Source organism: Endozoicomonas sp. 8E (assembly GCF_032883915.1).
In the GTDB taxonomy this organism is placed as follows: Bacteria; Pseudomonadota; Gammaproteobacteria; order Pseudomonadales; family Endozoicomonadaceae; genus Endozoicomonas_A.
On record NZ_CP120717.1, the window covers coordinates 4130188 to 4148737 of the forward strand.

The 18550-nt window shown below is 49.8% G+C and carries 17 protein-coding genes; 14 read left to right on the forward strand and 3 right to left on the reverse strand.

All coding sequences use genetic code 11. The annotated features are described in order from the left end of the window. Nucleotides 1-10: 10 nt before the first annotated feature. The 12 genes from xerD (at nt 11) to P6910_RS13710 (ending at nt 11808) form a co-directional block, all read left to right on the forward strand. Nucleotides 11-904 (forward strand): site-specific tyrosine recombinase XerD, encoded by an 894-nt coding sequence (gene xerD, locus P6910_RS13655; RefSeq protein ID WP_410493832.1) that lies wholly within the window; start codon nt 11-13, stop codon nt 902-904. 207 nt (nt 905-1111) lie between these two features. Next, nucleotides 1112-1447 (forward strand): hypothetical protein, encoded by a 336-nt coding sequence (locus P6910_RS13660; protein ID WP_317141843.1) that lies wholly within the window; start codon nt 1112-1114, stop codon nt 1445-1447. A 64-nt stretch (nt 1448-1511) separates the two neighbouring features. Then, nucleotides 1512-2732 carry a sulfite oxidase gene (locus tag P6910_RS13665; RefSeq protein WP_317141844.1) on the forward strand — a complete coding sequence of 407 codons (1221 nt, stop codon included), beginning with the start codon at nt 1512-1514 and terminating at the stop codon, nt 2730-2732. Continuing rightward, nucleotides 2732-3118 (forward strand): hypothetical protein, encoded by a 387-nt coding sequence (locus P6910_RS13670; protein WP_317141845.1) that lies wholly within the window; start codon nt 2732-2734, stop codon nt 3116-3118. The genes P6910_RS13665 and P6910_RS13670 overlap by 1 nt, the downstream gene beginning before the upstream one ends. A 21-nt stretch (nt 3119-3139) precedes the next feature. After that, nucleotides 3140-3514, forward strand: coding sequence for a hypothetical protein (locus tag P6910_RS13675; RefSeq protein ID WP_317141846.1), 375 nt, complete (start codon nt 3140-3142; stop codon nt 3512-3514). A 181-nt stretch (nt 3515-3695) separates the two neighbouring features. Next, complete coding sequence (locus tag P6910_RS13680) at nt 3696-4610, forward strand: hypothetical protein (protein ID WP_317141847.1); 915 nt, start codon at nt 3696-3698, stop codon at nt 4608-4610. A gap of 149 nt (nt 4611-4759) precedes the next feature. Next, complete coding sequence (locus tag P6910_RS13685; RefSeq protein WP_317141848.1) at nt 4760-5590, forward strand: DsbC family protein; 831 nt, start codon at nt 4760-4762, stop codon at nt 5588-5590. 66 nt (nt 5591-5656) lie between these two features. Continuing rightward, complete coding sequence (locus P6910_RS13690) at nt 5657-5941, forward strand: type II toxin-antitoxin system HicB family antitoxin (protein WP_317141849.1); 285 nt, start codon at nt 5657-5659, stop codon at nt 5939-5941. 217 nt (nt 5942-6158) lie between these two features. Beyond that, entirely contained in the window at nt 6159-7460 is a 1302-nt protein-coding gene (locus tag P6910_RS13695; RefSeq protein WP_317141850.1) for a homoserine dehydrogenase, read from the forward strand. Nucleotides 7461-7599: 139 nt separating this feature from the next. Continuing rightward, nucleotides 7600-9009 (forward strand): threonine synthase, encoded by a 1410-nt coding sequence (gene thrC, locus P6910_RS13700; RefSeq protein WP_317141851.1) that lies wholly within the window; start codon nt 7600-7602, stop codon nt 9007-9009. Between the two features lie 285 nt (nt 9010-9294). Further along, nucleotides 9295-11013 (forward strand): single-stranded-DNA-specific exonuclease RecJ, encoded by a 1719-nt coding sequence (gene recJ / locus P6910_RS13705; protein ID WP_317141852.1) that lies wholly within the window; start codon nt 9295-9297, stop codon nt 11011-11013. Between the two features lie 159 nt (nt 11014-11172). Then, complete coding sequence (locus tag P6910_RS13710; RefSeq protein ID WP_317141853.1) at nt 11173-11808, forward strand: paraquat-inducible protein A; 636 nt, start codon at nt 11173-11175, stop codon at nt 11806-11808. A gap of 5 nt (nt 11809-11813) precedes the next feature. On the opposite strand, the gene P6910_RS13715 is transcribed toward P6910_RS13710, so the two are convergent. Beyond that, nucleotides 11814-12206: a DUF2721 domain-containing protein gene (locus P6910_RS13715; protein ID WP_317141854.1), complete on the reverse strand. Its 393-nt coding sequence runs from the start codon at nt 12204-12206 to the stop codon at nt 11814-11816. Nucleotides 12207-12244: 38 nt separating this feature from the next. After that, nucleotides 12245-13354, reverse strand: coding sequence for a DNA polymerase IV (dinB, locus tag P6910_RS13720; RefSeq protein ID WP_317141855.1), 1110 nt, complete (start codon nt 13352-13354; stop codon nt 12245-12247). Between the two features lie 357 nt (nt 13355-13711). Here dinB and P6910_RS13725 point away from each other — a divergent pair, with 357 nt between their 5' ends. Continuing rightward, nucleotides 13712-14332 (forward strand): lysophospholipid acyltransferase family protein, encoded by a 621-nt coding sequence (locus P6910_RS13725; protein ID WP_317141856.1) that lies wholly within the window; start codon nt 13712-13714, stop codon nt 14330-14332. A gap of 9 nt (nt 14333-14341) precedes the next feature. Here P6910_RS13725 and P6910_RS13730 read toward each other — a convergent pair whose 3' ends face one another. Next, entirely contained in the window at nt 14342-17608 is a 3267-nt protein-coding gene (locus tag P6910_RS13730; protein WP_317141857.1) for a PEP/pyruvate-binding domain-containing protein, read from the reverse strand. 495 nt (nt 17609-18103) lie between these two features. Here P6910_RS13730 and P6910_RS13735 point away from each other — a divergent pair, with 495 nt between their 5' ends. Next, nucleotides 18104-18490, forward strand: coding sequence for a hypothetical protein (locus tag P6910_RS13735; RefSeq protein ID WP_317141858.1), 387 nt, complete (start codon nt 18104-18106; stop codon nt 18488-18490). Nucleotides 18491-18550: the final 60 nt, after the last annotated feature.

The window sequence follows — 18550 nt, forward strand, 5'->3', positions numbered from 1 at the left end:
TGATACACAGATGATAATGGCCAATACCTCCATCGAACTGTTTCTCAACCACCTATGGCTTGAGAAAGGCCTTAGCGAAAACACCCGCACGGCCTATAAAACCGATATAGAACAATTCGCTTCCTGGCTTTCTCAGAACAGGCTCACACCCGAGAGATCATCCACTTCTGACCTAAGAAATTATCTGGCCTGGCGACACCAGCAGGCGTTTCGACCCAGCTCAACAGCCAGAGCACTATCCAGCCTGCGCGGTTATTACCGTTACCTCTTAAGAGAAAAGGTGATCAGTCAGGACATTACTCAAAATATTGAGATGCCCAAACTGGGACGACCTCTGCCCAAATACCTGACAGAGACTGACGTTGAAAACCTGCTTGCAGCCCCTGACCTTGATACCGATTTAGGGCTTAGAGACCGATGTATGCTGGAGCTACTTTACGCCTGCGGACTCAGAGTATCGGAACTGGTCAATCTCAACCTGAATCAAATCAACCAGAGACAGGGCATCGTCCGCATTCAGGGCAAGGGTAATAAAGAGAGGCTGGTGCCTATGGGTGAAGAAGCCCTGAACTGGCTTCACCTTTATCTGAAAGACAGCAGACCCTTTCTGATCAGTGACCCGGAGAATCGGGTACTGTTTCCAGGCCGAAATGGCAACCCGATGACACGTCAGACCTTTTGGCACCGGATCAAACAACATGCCATAACAGCCAACATTCAAAGCGCGGTTTCACCCCACGTTCTTCGCCACGCCTTTGCTACCCATCTTTTGAACCATGGAGCCGACCTTCGGGTGGTCCAACTGCTGCTGGGGCACAGCGACCTTTCAACTACCCAGATATATACCCATATTGCCCGGCAGCGGTTGAGTGAACTGCACGAATCTCACCATCCCAGAGGCTGAATGCAGTTTCAGCCTTTTTAAACAGTAGAATACAAGGCTAAGCTTCATTTGACTGACACCCATCGAACATCCGAATCCGGCTTCATCAGATCCAAAAAAAACAGATATTCATTATTTAAAAGCATCACTATTTAGCAATCATAAGACCTAAGCCTTTTAATTTAGCCATTCGGGTTAATATCAGAAAACATTGTATAGGCTTGCGCTTTGAACTTACCGGATACCATCAGGCTCTACCTGAGACCCGCAGCAGTTACAGCACTGCTGCTTTTGCCTTCTGCCATCCTGTCAACAGCCCAGGCAACTGACAAATATGAAAAGTTAGCTAACATGTGTCGTGCCTGTCATGGTCAGGATGGCAGTAATGAGTTCAATACCATCCCGAATCTCAAGTGGCAGAATCGCCGGTACCTTTTCGCTCAATTACAGGCTTTCAAAAGCGGGAAACGACAGGACATCACCATGACTAAAGTCGCTCAACTGTTAAGTGAAGAAGATATGCTGCGTCTGGCTGACTTTTTCTACGAAGGCAAAAAGCCTTGAGCATACCCAAAGCCTTTGCAATCTGAACAAACCAGATGCCAAAAGGTTAACCGGATACCCGATAATGAACAGAAGAAAGTTTCTACAGCAGGCACTGACCGCATCCGCTGCTTCCATTCTGTCTGTGAGGTGGGTTTTTGCTCAAAACCGTCCCCCAGGTCTGGAGCCTGTTGACATCTCCACAATGAAATGGGTCAGGGCGGAAGATCTGCCAGATTATTACACGGTATTGAATACCAACCCGTTAAATGCCCATCCTGCTGAACACATGCTGGACCCGGCAGTAACACCGGCAAACATAGCCTTTACGCGCTGGAATGGTCTGATGCCGGATTTCGACAAGATAGACCCGAAGACCTGGACATTTACTGTCGACGGTGAATCAGTCGTCAAATCCAGGACTTATACCATCGATGAACTCAAGAGCAGGTTCAAACACCACAAACTGAACCTGGTTCTGGAATGCGGCGGCAATAGCCGTAAAAATTTTTTCCCCAACACCAAAGGCAACCAATGGAATAACGCTGCCGTTTTTTGCTCACAATGGACCGGCGTCCTGCTCAGCGATGTACTGAAAGACTGTGGCGTGAAAGACGACGCAGTTTACACCGGTAACCACGGGATTGATAAACAACTCAGCGGCACAGGGCCTGCGATTTCCCGGGGTGTGCCTATTGCCGCAGCCATGAATGATAACGCCCTGATTGCTTGGGCTATGAATGGTGAAGATATTCCATTTCGCCACGGTTTCCCTCTGCGCATTGTCTTTGCTGGCCGCCCGGCTTCTGTTTCCCAGAAGGCAGCCACAGGTATCAGTGTTCGTAACAAGGTACATGATGGCGCCAAGATGGCAGCACCTGCCTATCAGGTTCCCAGATACCCTATAGCCCCCGGGGAGAAAGTGCCCAATGAAGATTTTGAAATTATCGAAGTGATGATCGTCAAGTCTCTGATCACTTTCCCGCAGAGCGGGATTGAACTGTCACTGGGTAAAACCCAGGAAGTCAGGGGTCATGCCTGGGCCGGTTTGCGGGAAGTCGTCAAGGTTGAAGTCAGTTATGACTATGGTACTCGTTGGCATCAGGCCGAGTTGAGCCAACCGGTCAACAAGGGTGCCTGGCAACAGTGGCGCATTAATCTGAAGCTGCCAGAGCAGGGTTACTACGAAATCTGGGCCAAAGCCACGGACAGTGAAGGAGATTCCCAGCCCGTGGTCCAACCCCAGTGGAACCCGAAAGGCTACCTCTTCAATGGCTGTCACCGAATTGCTGTGAGGGTAGCCTGATGGCGGGCTTAAAACAGCTCAAAATATTGGTAGTCTCGGCGTTACTTTGCGGAGCGAGCCTGGCCGCACCCGATGAAGTGCCGAGAAAAGAGTACCCGGTTGATCCCAAGTCCGGACTGATAATGGCTCCGGGCTGGGAGATGGTTAACGCTCAGTGTAACGTCTGCCACAGCAGTTTTATTGTCAGCCAGAACAGTGGCGACAAAAAAGCCTGGCGTGAGACCCTGCAGTGGATGATAGATACCCAGGGACTTTGGGATCTTTCTGAAACCTGGGAACCGATCCTGGACTATCTCAGCACCTACTATGGTGTTGCAGATATTGACAGGGAGACTTTTCGAAGGCTCCCCCTGGATCCGGCATTAATGCCTCCACCCAGAAAGTAAAGACCCAACGCCGAACGGGACATGGTTTATGTCGCCGTCTATTACAGCAATCACAACTCACTCCCAGGCTCTGAGAGTGTCGCAAAACACTGGTTCCCACGCCTTCAGGCCCTGTGGGTCCCAGCATGGGAACGAGTTGTCTTCACTCCCGTCATTCCCGGTTTCACTCCCGTCATTCCCGGTTTCACTCCCGTCATTCCCGCGAAGGCGGGAATCTACACTGACTCCCCACCAGAACCATACTGCCCGGTGCCCCTCTGGCCTTGTCATCCCCGAGAAGGCAGAGACCAACTGTTGGCCCTGGATTCCCGCCTTCGCGGGAATGACGACCTCAGAGCATGGGAACGAGCTGTTGGAGTTTTACGACAGCCTCAGAGCGAGGGAACGAGTTGTTAGCGTTTTGCGACAGCCTCCTTCGCGGGAATGAAGACCTAACTCTGGTCCCCAGGCTCCAGCATGGGAACCGGAGATTTTGTGACACCCTCATTTCGGCGGGAGGCTCAATTCAAAAAACCACTCTTCTCTTGCTATTAGTCTAATCTGCACACTCAGAAGCAAAAAATATAGGGACTTGATAATGAAAAAAACACTTCCTGCAGTGCTTCTTTTATTGCTGCCGTCATTATCTGTCATTTGTCAGGCCGAACAGTTGACAAGACATTTTATTGTCGAGCTTGCACAGCATCAGGATACAGCCGGGTTAGCAACCACCCTTACAACGCAAGAGGATCATCCCTTTGCGATCAACATTATGGGGCTTCCCGGACAGGCTGAAGGAAAAAATGACCCGGCAAACCAGCCATCCGCATCATCCGGTCTGCAGGCCTCAGCAACCGCCACCCAACTGAAAGCTTCTTTCAACAGCTCTCTGAATTCCGGCTCCGGCGAAGGTAACCAGGATCCTGAACAACAACAGCATACTTACGGTTTAAATTGTTACGTCGATTTCTGTAATGGCTTTTGTCAATTGCGACCACCCTCCGCTAGCGGAGGGCTGACTGAAGCAGATGAGGAGTGCCCTGTGTGCCTTGACGAGTTGACCGATGAGGTTACTGCCCCCTGTTGTTCGAAAAAAGTTGACAGGCACTGTTTACAAAGGGTGATTCTCACCACTTCACTATGGTCCTGCCCACATTGCAGAGGAGACCTTTCGCCACTGGCAAGATTACCGGAATTTGTTGCAGGCATAGAAGCACAGAGGGACTTATCAGGTCCTTATAACGGTCCCCGTTTCAGTGTCTCACAAACGGGCTCTCTCGTTGTCGGGCTGGTCTGTAACACGTTCATAATCGAGGATGGCCAAATATGGCGATGCGGGGAGATCTTCCCGAACGCCAGTAGTTTGTCGGCTCACGAAAGCGCAGAACACAGCGGGGGAAGAATGTGTGACATAACCGTAGCAGATACGGATGGCCGACAGAGGCTATGTTGGACGCTCTGCAGAAGTTCAAGAGACCTGACGGAACACAAAAGAAGATACCATAACCAGTAATGAATTTTCTGATTCATGACGGTTAAAACTGACAATTCCAATAAAGTGTCTAAACTTCTGACCCAGAACCTGCGATCTTATTGGCAGTAGCTACCTGACTTGCTACACACTGTCGGTCGAGAAAAAAACAATACCCAGGAGGATGACTCATGCGCCTAAGCACCCTGATCTTGTCTGCCACTTTGGCGACGACCCCCTTTTTGCGGGCTGCGCCATTAGCAGACCAGACCACTGAAGAAGTACAAGATGCCATTACCAGTGAACTGAAAGGTCTGGACCCCAACATTCCCATTAAAAGCATTGAAAAGAGTGGCTGGGGAGGCGTATTCAGGGTAACTCTGGAAGGCGGCAGCGTGATCTATTCCAATGAAACCGGCAAACTCCTGCTGCGTGGTGACATGCTGGAAATTAACAATGGCCAGATCGTTAACCTGACAGAAGAGCTTCGTAATAAAGCCGTGGCAGACCAACTGAAGTCTCTGAAAAAAGAAGATCAAATTGTCTTTTCACCCAAGGAAGAGGTTAAAGGCGTTGTTTATGCCTTTACGGATGCCGACTGTGGTTACTGCCGAAAGCTCCACCAGGAAGTGCCTGGACTCAATAACATGGGGATAGAAGTACGTTATCTGGCTTTCCCCAGGGGCGGAAAACAATCCCCAGCCTACGCCAAAATGGTTGACGCCTGGTGTTCACCCGAGAGAATGCAAGCCCTTTCAGAGCTCAAAAACGGCAAAGAGATTACTCATAAAGCTTCCAAAGAAGACAAAGAACAAACCCGATGCGAAGTTCTCGTTGAAGAACAATTCGAGCAGGGCCTGAAGCTGGGTGTGAGCGGAACCCCTGCTCTGTTTCTTGAGAGCGGCAAAGCCATACCCGGTTACCGCCCAGCTGCGGAGCTTGCCAGAATTATGGGCATTACACCGCCTCCTGCCCCTGAAACCGCTCCTGACACTAAAGCTGACTCTGCACCAAAGTCATAGTACTTCAGGGTGCGCATCCACCCCGCACCCGATTCCACCGAGCATAAGGTCCCAGGGAGCATAAATATGTTGTATCCGGTAGCGATTGAAGTGGGCAATGATGACTATGCGTTTGGTGCGGTGGTTCCTGATCTAAAAGGTTGTTTCTCGGCGGGTGACAGTTATGAAGAAGCCTTGTCCAATGTGGTAGAAGCCATCGGAGGGCATCTTGAGCTAATGGCCGAAGAAGGTCAATTACCGCCTCAGCCCAGTGCCATAGCGGACCTTATAGCTACCTCAGAATTTTCCGGCTGGATCTGGGCCCTGGTGGACGTAGATAACTCAAAAAGCTTCAGTGGGGTGTTGATCTGAGTTCAGAACAGCATCTTCATGACTGAACATTATCAGGCAGTGATACACTGTTTTTGATCATGGACAGGAATCATGAAAAGCCAGGGCAAACTATCGCCCTTAAGGCCGGTTTATGGCTATAATCCCCCATCCATTGATAATAAATCAGGACGCTTTCTGTTTCTGAAAGCCGTCGACACAGACAGTGAGTTGAGATCAGCTCACGGGGGATAACAGTTTGAAACCGGTCAAAGTAGGAATATGTGGCCTGGGTACCGTAGGCAGCGGTACGTTTAATGTACTGACACGCAATGCCAGTAGCATTGCTGCGCGAACTGGCAGACCCATTATTGTAGAGCAGATTGGTGCCCGTCGGGACAACCCTGCTGCTGATACCTCGACCACTCAAGTCACCCGTGACATCTTTGATGTCGCCCGTAATCCCGAAGTGGATATTATTGTTGAAACCATTGGCGGATACGATGTTGCCAAGGAATTGATTCTCACAGCTATCCAACACGGTAAACATGTTGTTACGGCCAACAAAGCCCTGATAGCCGAACATGGCAATGAGATCTTTCAGGAAGCCCGTGAAAAGAATGTCGTGGTTGCCTATGAAGCGGCAGTGGCTGGCGGCATCCCTGTCATCAAGTGCCTGAGAGAGGGTCTGGCAGGCAATCAGGTTAACTGGCTGGCTGGCATCATCAATGGAACAGGTAATTTTATTCTGACTGAAATGGGCGACAAAAAACGTTCATTTGAAGAGGTACTCGCCGAGGCCCAGGCACTGGGCTACGCAGAAGCTGACCCCACCTTTGATGTAGAAGGCATTGATGCCTGCCATAAACTGACCATTATGGCTTCGATTTCCTTTGGTATACCCCTGAACTTTGAGCGCGCCTATACAGAAGGTATCAGCCGTATAACCCCGGCCGATATTCAATACGCACAAGAGCTGGGCTATCGCATCAAACATCTGGGCATTGCCCGAAAGACTGATGAAGGCGTTGAACTCAGAGTTCATCCGACCCTTATTCCGGCTTCCCGCCCACTGGCCAATATCAACGGCGTTCTGAACTCTGTTGTAATCAATGCAGATGCCATCGGTGAAACCATGATGGTGGGGCCCGGTGCTGGCGCCGAGCCCACAGCCTCTTCTGTTGTTGCCGATATTATGGACATTGCCAGAGCACTGGCTACGCCAGAAGCAACCCCGAACCCACTGGGCTTCTCAGAAGATGAGTTACAAAGCACTCCGGTTCTGTCCATCGGTGAGACACTGAGCCCCAATTATCTGCGCATCCACGCTGACGATCACCCTGGTGTCATGAATGCCATTACCCAAATTCTCAGTGACCATGGGATTAATATGGATGCCATCACCCAAAAAGCGATCCGTGAAAGCGATGGCTTCGCTGACATTGTTATCCTGACCCAGACCATCAAAGAATCGGAACTGGATAAGGCCATTGATGAAATTGAAAGCCTGATTGATATCCAGGCACCTGTTACACGTATTCGTGTTGAGACCATGGCTTGAAAACTGTCGTTTGTCAGACAGCTCTAGAATGAATTCCTGAGTGCATAAGCCCTGAAGCTTATGCAAAAGGAGTGAGATTGAAGTCTCACCCTTCATGGGAACGCAGCCATGAACTCATAAACAATAGATGGAATAGACCGTGAAATACATCAGTACCCGGGGACAGGGTGGAGAAAAGAGTTTTAAGGAAGTCCTTCTGGCCGGTCTGGCCGAAGACGGTGGCTTGTACATCCCTGCTGAACTGCCCCAGTTTGATCAAGATAAAATCCGCTCACTGAGGGGCCTGCCCTACAACGAACTGGCCTTTGAAGTCATTAAGCCTTTTGTGGCGGGTGAAATTCCTGACCCCAAACTGAAGGAAATGATTGATGACAGCTACGCAACCTTTGCCCATGAAGCAGTTGCACCGTTAACTCAACTAAAAAGTCACCAGTGGGTCATGGAGCTGTTCCATGGCCCTACCCTGGCTTTTAAAGATTTTGCCCTGCAACTGCTTGGTCGATTGCTGGATTACACTCTCACCGAAAGAGGTGAACGCGCTGTCGTTCTGGGTGCCACCTCCGGTGACACGGGTTCAGCAGCTATCGAAGGCTGTCGACACAGTAAAGCGCTGGATATTTTTATCCTCCATCCCTACCAGAGAGTCTCTGAAGTCCAGAGACGACAAATGACTACTATTTTGGACAGCAACGTCAACAATATCGCTGTTCAGGGTAACTTTGATGACTGTCAGGCGATGGTCAAACGGTGCTTTGCCGATCAGTCTTTCCTGCCAGACTCTTCAGGAAAAAAGACTCGCCTGGTGGCTGTCAACTCCATTAACTGGGCCCGCATCATGGCTCAGGTGGTATACTACTTCCATGCAGCATTGGAGTTGGGTGGCCCGGACAGAGAGGTTTCATTCTCGGTACCCACAGGCAACTTTGGTGACATCTTCGCAGGTTACATTGCCCGAGGTATGGGACTGCCAGTCAATAAGCTGATTGTTGCTACTAACCGTAACGACATTCTGCACCGCTTTTTCCAAAGCAACGATTACAGCAAACAGGGTCTCGAACACACCCTGTCGCCGAGTATGGATATCATGGTCTCAAGCAACTTTGAACGCCTGCTGTTCGACCTTCAGGATCGTGATGGCCAGGCCCTTGCCGCGCAGATGGCTGCCTTTGAAGAAACCGGCAAGCTGTCGGTTTCAGAGCAGCGCTGGCAGAAAATCCGTGAGTTGTTCGACAGCAGTCGTAGTGCCGATCAGGATACCTGCAACGCCATCAAAGACCTGTTTGATCGCACTGAATACCTGGCCGACCCTCATACTGTTACAGGTATCAGGGCACTGGAAGAAGTTGAAACAGACAGCCGTATTCCCAATGTTGTCCTGGCAACCGCTCACCCTGTGAAGTTTCCCCAAGCCATTGAAAAAGCCGGACTGGACGCTCCGGAGCTGCCTCATCATCTGAAGGATCTCCTGGATCGTGAAGAGCGTTATGAGGTGCTGACTAACGACCTGAACGCTGTGAAAAGTTTTATTCAGAATCATCTGGCACAATAAAGCTTCCCGCAGGCAGCTTATCCTGAGCTGCCTGCTCTCATTTAGCCAATAACACTCCTGTGCTCTGACCTTCTCTGTGATAGAGTAATACCAATCGAACTTTCTAACTCCCTATTGCGCTGAAGATTTGAGCCTTAATCCTGCGTTGGCGATCGTCGCCATAGCTAGGCTATGACTCCTCACGCCGACTTGTCTTAAGGCTCAAACCTCCATGCTCATCACGGGAGTTAGAAAGCACGCTTGGTATAAGCCGATACTTTTTATTGCAGACGATACAGAACTTTCATGCCGCTTCAGATCATTAGACGCACCAGCAACCCTCTCCCCTTAACTGATGGCATACACCCGCTTCTCGCGCGTATATACAGCGCCCGGGGCATCAGCCACCCTTCAGAAATCAATCGTCAGCTAAAGGGTCTTCAGAGCTATAAAAGTCTCAAGGATATTGAAAAAGCGGCCAGTCTTCTGGCTGACGCCGTCTATGGCCAGCAACGTATTTTAATCGTCGGAGACTTTGATTGTGACGGAGCCACCAGCAGTGCGCTGGGTGTTCTGGCCATGAGAGAGATGAGTGCGATAGCGGATTACCTGGTGCCTAACCGGTTTGAATATGGTTATGGCCTGACACCGGAGATTGTTCAGGTAGCCAGACAATATCAGCCAGACGTTCTGGTCACTGTCGACAATGGCATCTCCAGCATAGAAGGCGTAGCGGCCGCAAAATCCCTGGGCTGGAAGGTCATCGTCACGGATCACCACCTGGCCGGTGAACAGATTCCTGAAGCCGACGCCATCGTTAATCCCAATCAGCCTGACTGCCCTTTCATCAGTAAAAATACTGCTGGGGTGGGCATTATTTTTTACGTCATGTGCGCACTGAGAACCGAGTTGCGCAGGCGGGGCTGGTTTGCAGGAAAAACCGAGTTCAATCCTTTTCAATTACTGGATCTCGTTGCCTTGGGTACGATTGCTGACGTTGTCAGTCTGGACGCCAACAACCGCATTCTCGCCTATCAGGGTCTGGCAAGAATTCGGGCCGGACATTGTCGTCCGGGAATTCAGGCACTGATTGAGATCTCAGGCCGACAACAGTCACGCCTGACCTCTTCCGACCTGGGGTTTGCCCTGGGACCTCGCCTCAATGCAGCGGGACGTCTGGATGACATGTCCACTGGTATCGAATTACTGCTGACAGAGCGTATCGAGACAGCACGGGAACTGGCTGCTGAGCTGGACGGTCTCAACCGGGACAGAAAAGAGATTGAAGCAGGAATGCAAGTAGAGGCCATGAGCCACTTGTCCAGCCTGAAACTGGATCAGCATTCCGACTTGCCCTGGGGGGTAAGTCTTTTCCGGGAAGGCTGGCATCAGGGTGTGGTAGGCATTCTGGCATCAAGGGTGAAAGAGAAATTGCACCGCCCGGTGATCGCCTTTGCAGAAGCCGACAATGACGAAATCAAAGGTTCGGCAAGATCCATAAAAGGTTTGCACATGCGCGACGCCCTGGACAGTGTTGCCCGGGAAAACCCCGGCCTCATCATCAAATTCGGCGGCCACGCCATGGCAGCAGGTCTGAGCATTTATAAAAAAGATTTCGAGGCGTTCTCAGCCGCTTTTGACCGGATTGTTAAACAGGCGCTCTCTGCTGAGCAACTTGAAGCAGAGATTCATACTGATGGCGAACTGGGTGTCTCTGAGCTGACAATGGATACGGCTCAACTGTTACGCGATAGTGGGCCATGGGGACAGAATTTCCCGGAACCTTCATTCGATGGTCGGTTTCAGATCATTCAGCAGCGGCTGGTAGGCCAGAAACATCTGAAAATGGTGCTCAAGCTGCCTGCCTCAGAATATTATGTAGATGCCATTGCCTTCAACATTGACACGGGGCAGTGGCCAAACCAGAACATAAAAACAGTTAATGCTGTTTATAAACTGGACATTAACGAGTTTCGGGGTCAACAGAGCCTTCAGTTGATCGTTGATCACCTTGAATCAGCTTGATTGCCCAAGATTAAGAACAGGAGTCAAGAGGGTGTTGCAAAACCAACGAGTTCTATGTCGTTGATAGCAGGGAGGCTGCCATCATTGTCTTACCATTGTTCTTTGCGGGTTTCTCAACTATTTTAGTGACAATATAACTCCTTCGAAGACACAAGAAAAATGACTGAGCCCCGAAATTTAAGTATTGCTGCCCCTCTGATTGTTTTAATCATTTCATTAGTTTTATTGATTCCCGGAATCACCCAACCCATGATCACACTTCAGGCGGATATGAACCGTCAGGCTCTGGTCAAGGAAGGTCAAAAAATCATGGAACAACAGTCCATTCACCCTGCACTGCTGACTATGGCCAACCAGTTTCTCTCTAATCTGAAAGTGGAAGGCCAGAGCCGGGTATATGACAAGACCCGAAGCATTCTTGGCACTGCCAGAGACCTCTGGGATTTTGGCTACAAATTTGTAGCCATTCTGATTCTTACCTTCAGTGTCCTGATACCTGCTATCAAGGTCTTACTCTTGCTGGCATCCTGTCATTCGTCGTCACGAAGAGTTGCACTTAAAGTCAATGCTGCGCTTGGTAAATGGTCTATGGCAGACGTATTCGCAATGGGGGTCATTATTGCCATGCTGGCTGCCAACGCCACTGCATCAGAAAGCGCTCTGCTGAACTTTCAGGCAGAACTGCACTGCGGATTCTACTTGTTTGTCGCCTACTGCCTGGTTTCTGGATTAGCAGGGCAGCTGTTATTGAAAGAAGGGGTGTTGAAAGATGAATTGTTGAAAGAGCAGTCATAAACTGCTCAATCTTCCATCTCACTCACCTGAAGCTCCAGAGCATCAATCGAAATTTTAATCTCGGCCAGACAGATGATCAGGGAAATCAATAAAGCCAGCAGGCTTATGCCAAAAATGATAAAACCCACCTGATACTGACCCAGGTGAAGAAGAAACATAACCAGAACACAGCAGATAAAACTGACGATTCCGGCCCCCTGCATGTGTTTGATGAGTATCATTCTTCGCCTGAGGTTTTCCATCTGCCCTTTGATGTGAGGGTTATCCGGATGTTTCTTAAACTCACCGTGAAGATTTCTGATCAATGTAGCCAGTGCCAGAAACTTGTTGGTGTAGGCAAGGAACAATAGAGAAATAGCCGGAAACAACAGGGCAGGAGTTGTTAGATTCAGCTCCATGGGACCTTATCAGAGTTTAAATGTTGAGAGGTGCCATATTATATCCTTCCACCCCTGCGTTCAAACAACTCCAATTGCTGCATCTGCCCCGAGGTTCTCAAATCCAGCAGCCTTACGCCAACACCCAGCAGACGAACAGGTTTATTCCCTCTTTGCCAGGCTCGAGTCAGCAAAGCCTGGAAGTGTGCTTCCGGTGCCAGTTCATCGGACTCTATCATTTCCTCAAGTGTTGTCTGGCTGAAATCGTTGAACTTCACTTTTACAAACCGCTTGGTGACCGAATATTCATTCCTGATTGCCTGAAAACGTCGAGACAGATCCTCAACCAGGGGTTTTACCTGAGTCAGTATCGATTGTTCGTCCTGCAAATCTGCATCAAAAGTGTGCTCAACAGATAACGACTTCCGTCTTCTGTCCAGCTCCAGCGCGCGGTTATCCTCGCCTCTGGCCAGCTCCCAGAGGCGCTCGCCGAAACTGCCAAACCAACGACACAACTCAACCGGAGAGTATTGTCGCAACATGCCACAGGTCATAATCCCTTTACTATGAAGCTTTTGAGCAGTGACCTTACCCACACCGTGTATCTTCTCAACCGGTAATTCAAAAACAAAATCCTGAACCTGGTCAGGCGTGATCACACAAAGACCGTTTGGCTTGTTCCAGTCCGATGCCACCTTGGCCAGAAACTTGTTTGGAGCCACACCAACAGAGACAGAGATACCCACCTCGTCCAGGACAGACTGCATAATCTCCCGGGCCATAAGCGTGCCACTGCCCTGGCAGTTACTGGAGTGAGAAACATCCAGATAGGCCTCATCCAGCGACAAGGGCTCAATCCTTTCAGTGTAACGATGAAAAATGGCGTGCATCTGCCGTGAAGCGGATTTATAGACATCAAACCGGGCTGGCAAAATAATCAGATCAGGACAGAGCCTGAGTGCTCGATAGGAGGCCATAGCAGAATGCACGCCCGACTTTCGGGCCGCGTAACTGCATGTGGCGATCACTCCTCGACGTTCAGCCTTTCCACCCACAGCAAAAGCCTTGCCTTTTAGAGTGGGGTCATCCCTCTCCTCTACAGAGCAGTAGAAGGCATCTGCATCAACATGGAGAATTTTTCTCTGAACGGATTGATTCGGTTCCTGCATACTGTGATCGAAAAATAGTGCGAAAAAAATTGAACCTGCCTGTAAAGACTAACGACAGTAGAAGTAGGAAACAATGATTTCTTACTGACTTTTTATACAGCCTTGATCGGTCTCACCACTCTGGGCAGGTTTGACCTCAAAAATGTTCAGCAAAGTCTTAATGACACAGAAGGACGCCCTATCACTCCAGGAGACGTGTCGCAACCCTGAATATTTACGTATTTTCAAATGATTGATAAAAGCGTCAAATCCCATTCAGTTTGATTGCCCTCTCAGGGCCCAATGTCAGAATAAGCGCCTCAATCTTGCTGACAGCCAGTTTCAGAGCGCTCATGATCAAAAGATTAAGGCTTGAATATGCGCTTAACGGTGTTTAATACGCCGATCATCAGTCCTCTGTTAAAGGTTCTTGCCAGACTGTGCCTGTTAATTTCCGGCTGGAAAGTCGAAGGTAAACAGCCCCGGATACCGCGTTATATTCTGGTGGCCGCACCCCATACCAGTCAATGGGACTTCTTCATTGGTTTGGCTGTTGCACTGAGCCACGGGATAGAGGCGCACTGGTTGGGTAAATCCACGCTTTTCCGGGGACCTCTGGACCCTGTGATGCGCTGGCTGGGCGGTATTCCGGTTGACCGGGACCGCTGCTGCAGTCTTGTCGATCAAAGTATCTGCTGTTTTAAGGGCAACAAGCAACTGGGTCTGGTCATTTGCCCTGAAGACACACTCTCTAAAAGTGATCGCTGGAGAACCGGCTTCTATCACATTGCCAGGGGGGCTGAAGTGCCTATTATTCTGGCCTATCTGGACTTCCAGAAGAAAAAAGCCGGCTTTGGCCCCACCATCAAGCCCGGATGCAGCATGGAAAAAGACCTGGCTGAAATCCAGAGCTTTTATGATAAAAAGCGAGGTAAATTTCCGGACTGCTTCAGCCCGGTTCTATCCAGTAATCAGGAAAAACGACAATATTTTCACTGATCAGGGTTGTCAGAATAGATCAGACCTTATTTTCCGGGAATAAGCAGAGTAATGATTTTTAGCCCGTTGGCTGGCATATTCCGGCCCGTGCTCTCGCAAGACATTATTGAGCTCTTTTTCATTAACTGAAAGTGGCTGAACCGGTAGAAAATAAAACTCCAGTTTGTAGCTGAAAGATGGATTGATAACAAAATAGTGGTTTCTATAGCCAAGCACCAACTCAACCACTCGAACAGCGTATTTGGGACGTAACAATATATAATGATGTAAGAACTCCCAGCGAATGTCCTCAGCGATCTCATCATTCAAGAACATCTCCTTCAGACTATCTACTGTTTTTTTCCCCTGAAATACTAACGAATCACACGAACCTAACTGCCGGGCATGGCGAACAAACTGTTGCAGTCGGTTGCTTAATAACTGGCAGCATTCGTTAGAAATTCCGAACCCACCCCCGTAAAACATTGAGAAAAGGCAATGTTGAAAGGCAAACCTGTCAGCTGCTGTTGCAACATCGCGATTAAGGTGTTGTGCAAGCAAGTTAAAGTCCCACTGATCTCCTTCAAAAATATGTAAGCCCTCTAAACGTCTATCCAGGTTATACATGGAATCTAACGCAATCATCAGTTTTTCAAAGGCATGCTGCATGGTTTGATGCAATTTCATTCGCGGGCATTCGACGACAATTTCACCCGCTATGGCATTGCAGGTTACCTTCATGCTACCGGCATTTTTATTCAGTTCGATCGTTTTCAGCAGCTGCACCAGAAACCACATACGCTTAAACTTGGCGCTGACATCGACACCATCATTGCCATCAAATTGGTCAGAAAATTTCAGCCGCAAGGTTCGTCCTTTTCCCCCCTCTGCGTTTTCCAGTAGCTCGATAAGGCACAGATGAACGCCAAGCTTCAGGTTAACAATAGCGGCACTATCCATACTGACGACAGTCCCCGCATACCAGGATTTTTCAAAGGATGACCTGTCGGACGGCCTCAGTAGCGAAACATTGTCACTTGGGGTCGTGCAGTCAACATAGGTGATTCTCTTTACTCTCGATACCCTGCCCTGACCCGAATCCAGAGCAATCGGAGCCAGCGCGTTTAAGAAACGCTGATGCAAGGCAAAAATCAGTTCATGAATACTTCTGACCTGCTCAGCCTCTTTAAGATTCAGTGATTGCACAGCGGATTGTAGTTGCTGACAGTCTGCAACCCACTGACGGAAGGATCCCTGCCCTTTTTCAGCAGCTTTCAGAGGCAGCATAATAGCCTCCAGGCCTGACAGGACGCTGCGTTTGAGTGTCTTGAACCGTTTGCTTAATTGCCGTGCTTCATCCTGCAATGGTCTGACACTGCTTCTCCCCAGCTGCAAGAATGCACGGTAGCCATCCAGAAATGCTTCAGCCCCCTGAACCAGCTGATTTACACTGACTCTGATCTCTGCCAGCAACTCTTCCCGTTGTGGCGACATGCTTAGTTTTATGGGATTTGCCAGACAATCCAGTCCGCCTCCGGAGGCAAACATTGCCAACAGGCGGGCGTTTTGATCCGTGAGCCACTGAAAACCGCTGGCGACATTAAGGAATGTGCCTTCAGGGGGGGACAAATCACCCCGTGACGGCACGGCTCCGGGGAGCGGCACATCAGAAAATGCAGAGGACAGGCTTCTGTGACTGGCAAGTTCACCGCTAAGGTCACCGGCAACAATAAAAGCGCAAGGCTTACCTTTGAAGCGGGCAAAGGCCAGCGTCACCAGTTGGCCAACCTGAGCGGCCACGACCGCAAACTGTCCACCGGCCAGCATCAACGTTTTTCCTCCCTGTTTCATAACGATCGCGACATGATCATTGAAGCCTCCTTCGGCAAAGACAAACCCCCCTGCCCGCTTCAGGAACTCTGGCTCAAGCATCCAGTCTGCAGCATGTTGGGCTAAGACAATGGCCCCGTCAGGCATGGAGTCTGCCGCTTGTTCTTCAGCCTGCCAGAGTGTTCCGGTACAATGGCCTTCGCTGACGCCCTTACCAATGGTCAGGGTCTCTTTGGGTATAGGCATCGCAAAATCCATACCGCCAGAGAGTCGGGTAACAGGGCGCACCTGCAACAGGAACAAGTTACCCTGATGATCGATGGCAAACTCCACATCCACGGGGCAGAGCAACAGGTTTTCCAACTCTGTCACCACCTGACTGAGTTTTGCAACCAGATGATCACTGAGTTTATGAACACTGTCGTCTGACTGGGATTCCGCATCATAAATTTCTGTTTCCACATAGCCGTTATTGTTTTTGTGCAGAACAAAGTGACTTGAGACCTTGCCGGGAAAGTATTGAAAGTCTTCAGCGCCTTCCTTGCGATAAATATCGATACGGTGGGGCGTGTTACCGGACTGCCCTGCCACTACGCCTTTGGGCTGACCCTTTGTGTACTCAATCCTGACGGTGTCGTTCTGAAAGGATTGATAGCTCATGATGACTCCACCAGATCGACAATCAATACACTGTTGGATAATGAGCGCCATGGGTTGTGGTATGCCTTCGGGACAGACTTCAGGCCGGTAACCTGACGCCATAACCTTGAGACAGGTTCTGAAAACATCGCCTCCTGCCTGAATGACAGAGAGGTATTTGCCCGCCTGGGCATCGCCGTAGTTATCTTCGTTGATGCCGGAACTGCGGACAATCACAGGCTGTGATGCAGAGAATCTGTCCACCTGACGGTGCAGCTCCCTGATTTTTCGGGCCGCTTCAGAATCTTTAACCTGTTCGTAATAGTCATCACTGGCAATAAATTTTGTCATAGCTGACAGCCAGTCATCCCTTTTGGTTTGCTCTGAAGGCGGCAAGGTATTGAGGTATTCCCGGAGGTTCTTCAGGCTGGTCTTTGCCAGCGGTTCATCAACAAACCCAGACAAATAGTGGTCTAACCGATGAGTATCGAGAGGATGTTGTTCCAGCGCATTCATGATTTGAGCCGTCACACATTCGAAGGGCGGAACAGACAGACCGGCTGCTTTCATGCGCCACAAAAACATCCCCTTGCCCCCGAGTAGTTCCCGTTTGCAGGAAGAATGGTCAGCAGCCTGATCTGAAACAGCTGAACGACATTTGCGCTTGACCAGCAAAATTGGGTCGGGCGTACCACTGGTATCAAGATTATCGAAATACCTTTTAGCTGGATGACCAGCCTCACTGGATCGAGTGCCAGCTCCGGTATTCTGATTTGGATTGGTTGTCAGGCTTTCAGGACATGATGCTCTGAAAGTAACATGATTCATTAGACATCCCTCAATATCCATCTGTGACCCAATAGCTGATGAGTCATTAATTACTTTCGTTGGACATTGATATTTTTATAAAGTTCATGAAGTTTTCACGAAGTTCGGGATTGCTTTGTTTTGCTGGCAAAGAATAAGTACTTGACACTCCCAGCCTTGTCAGGCGAGGCTTCTGACTTCACAGGCTACAGCCAGCCAATAGCGACTGGACTTACGCAGAAGCCTCCATCAGCAGTAACCGGGTGCCCCTCGGTTATTTATTGGTCTTTTGTTTGATTTGCCGCAGCCTTAACGGGTCACTCAGGTATGGGCTCGTCTGGTTCTTCAAGGGCGGTTGGGCAGGTGTCTCTGCCTTAATTTTTTGTTAACAGTGCTTGGTTTTCGTCACCGTGAGTCTCTGCATAGAAACAGACCGATGGAAAATATAACCAGCTACGTACAAATACTCAAGCGGAACGCTCTGCGTTCCCGTCTTATATCCCCGCCCGATTGAGGGTGTCGCAAAACTCTCTCCAGCATGGGAACGAGTTGACTCCCGTCATTCCCGGCTTCATTCTCGTCATTCCCGCGAAGGCGGGAATCCACACTGACTCACCACCAGAACCATACTGCCCGGTGCCCCCTGGCCTTTTCATCCCCGAGAAGGCAGAGATCCACCGTTGGCGCTGGATTCCCGCCTTCGCGGGAATGACGACCTCAGAGCATGGGAACGAGCTATTGGAGTTTTGGGTGGAGTTTTGCGACATCCTCGATTGGGCGAGGGTTTACGACGATTTTGCTAACCAGTTGGTTTCGCATATTCTGGACGGCGGCTTTTTCCATCCTTCTGCGTTCCAACTCTGGTTGCGTAGCTATGGCTACGCGCCCGTCATTGTGCCTTGAAGGATGAAAAAATCCCCTCGCCAGAATATGCGAAACCAACTGGCCCGGTACTTAAGGGAG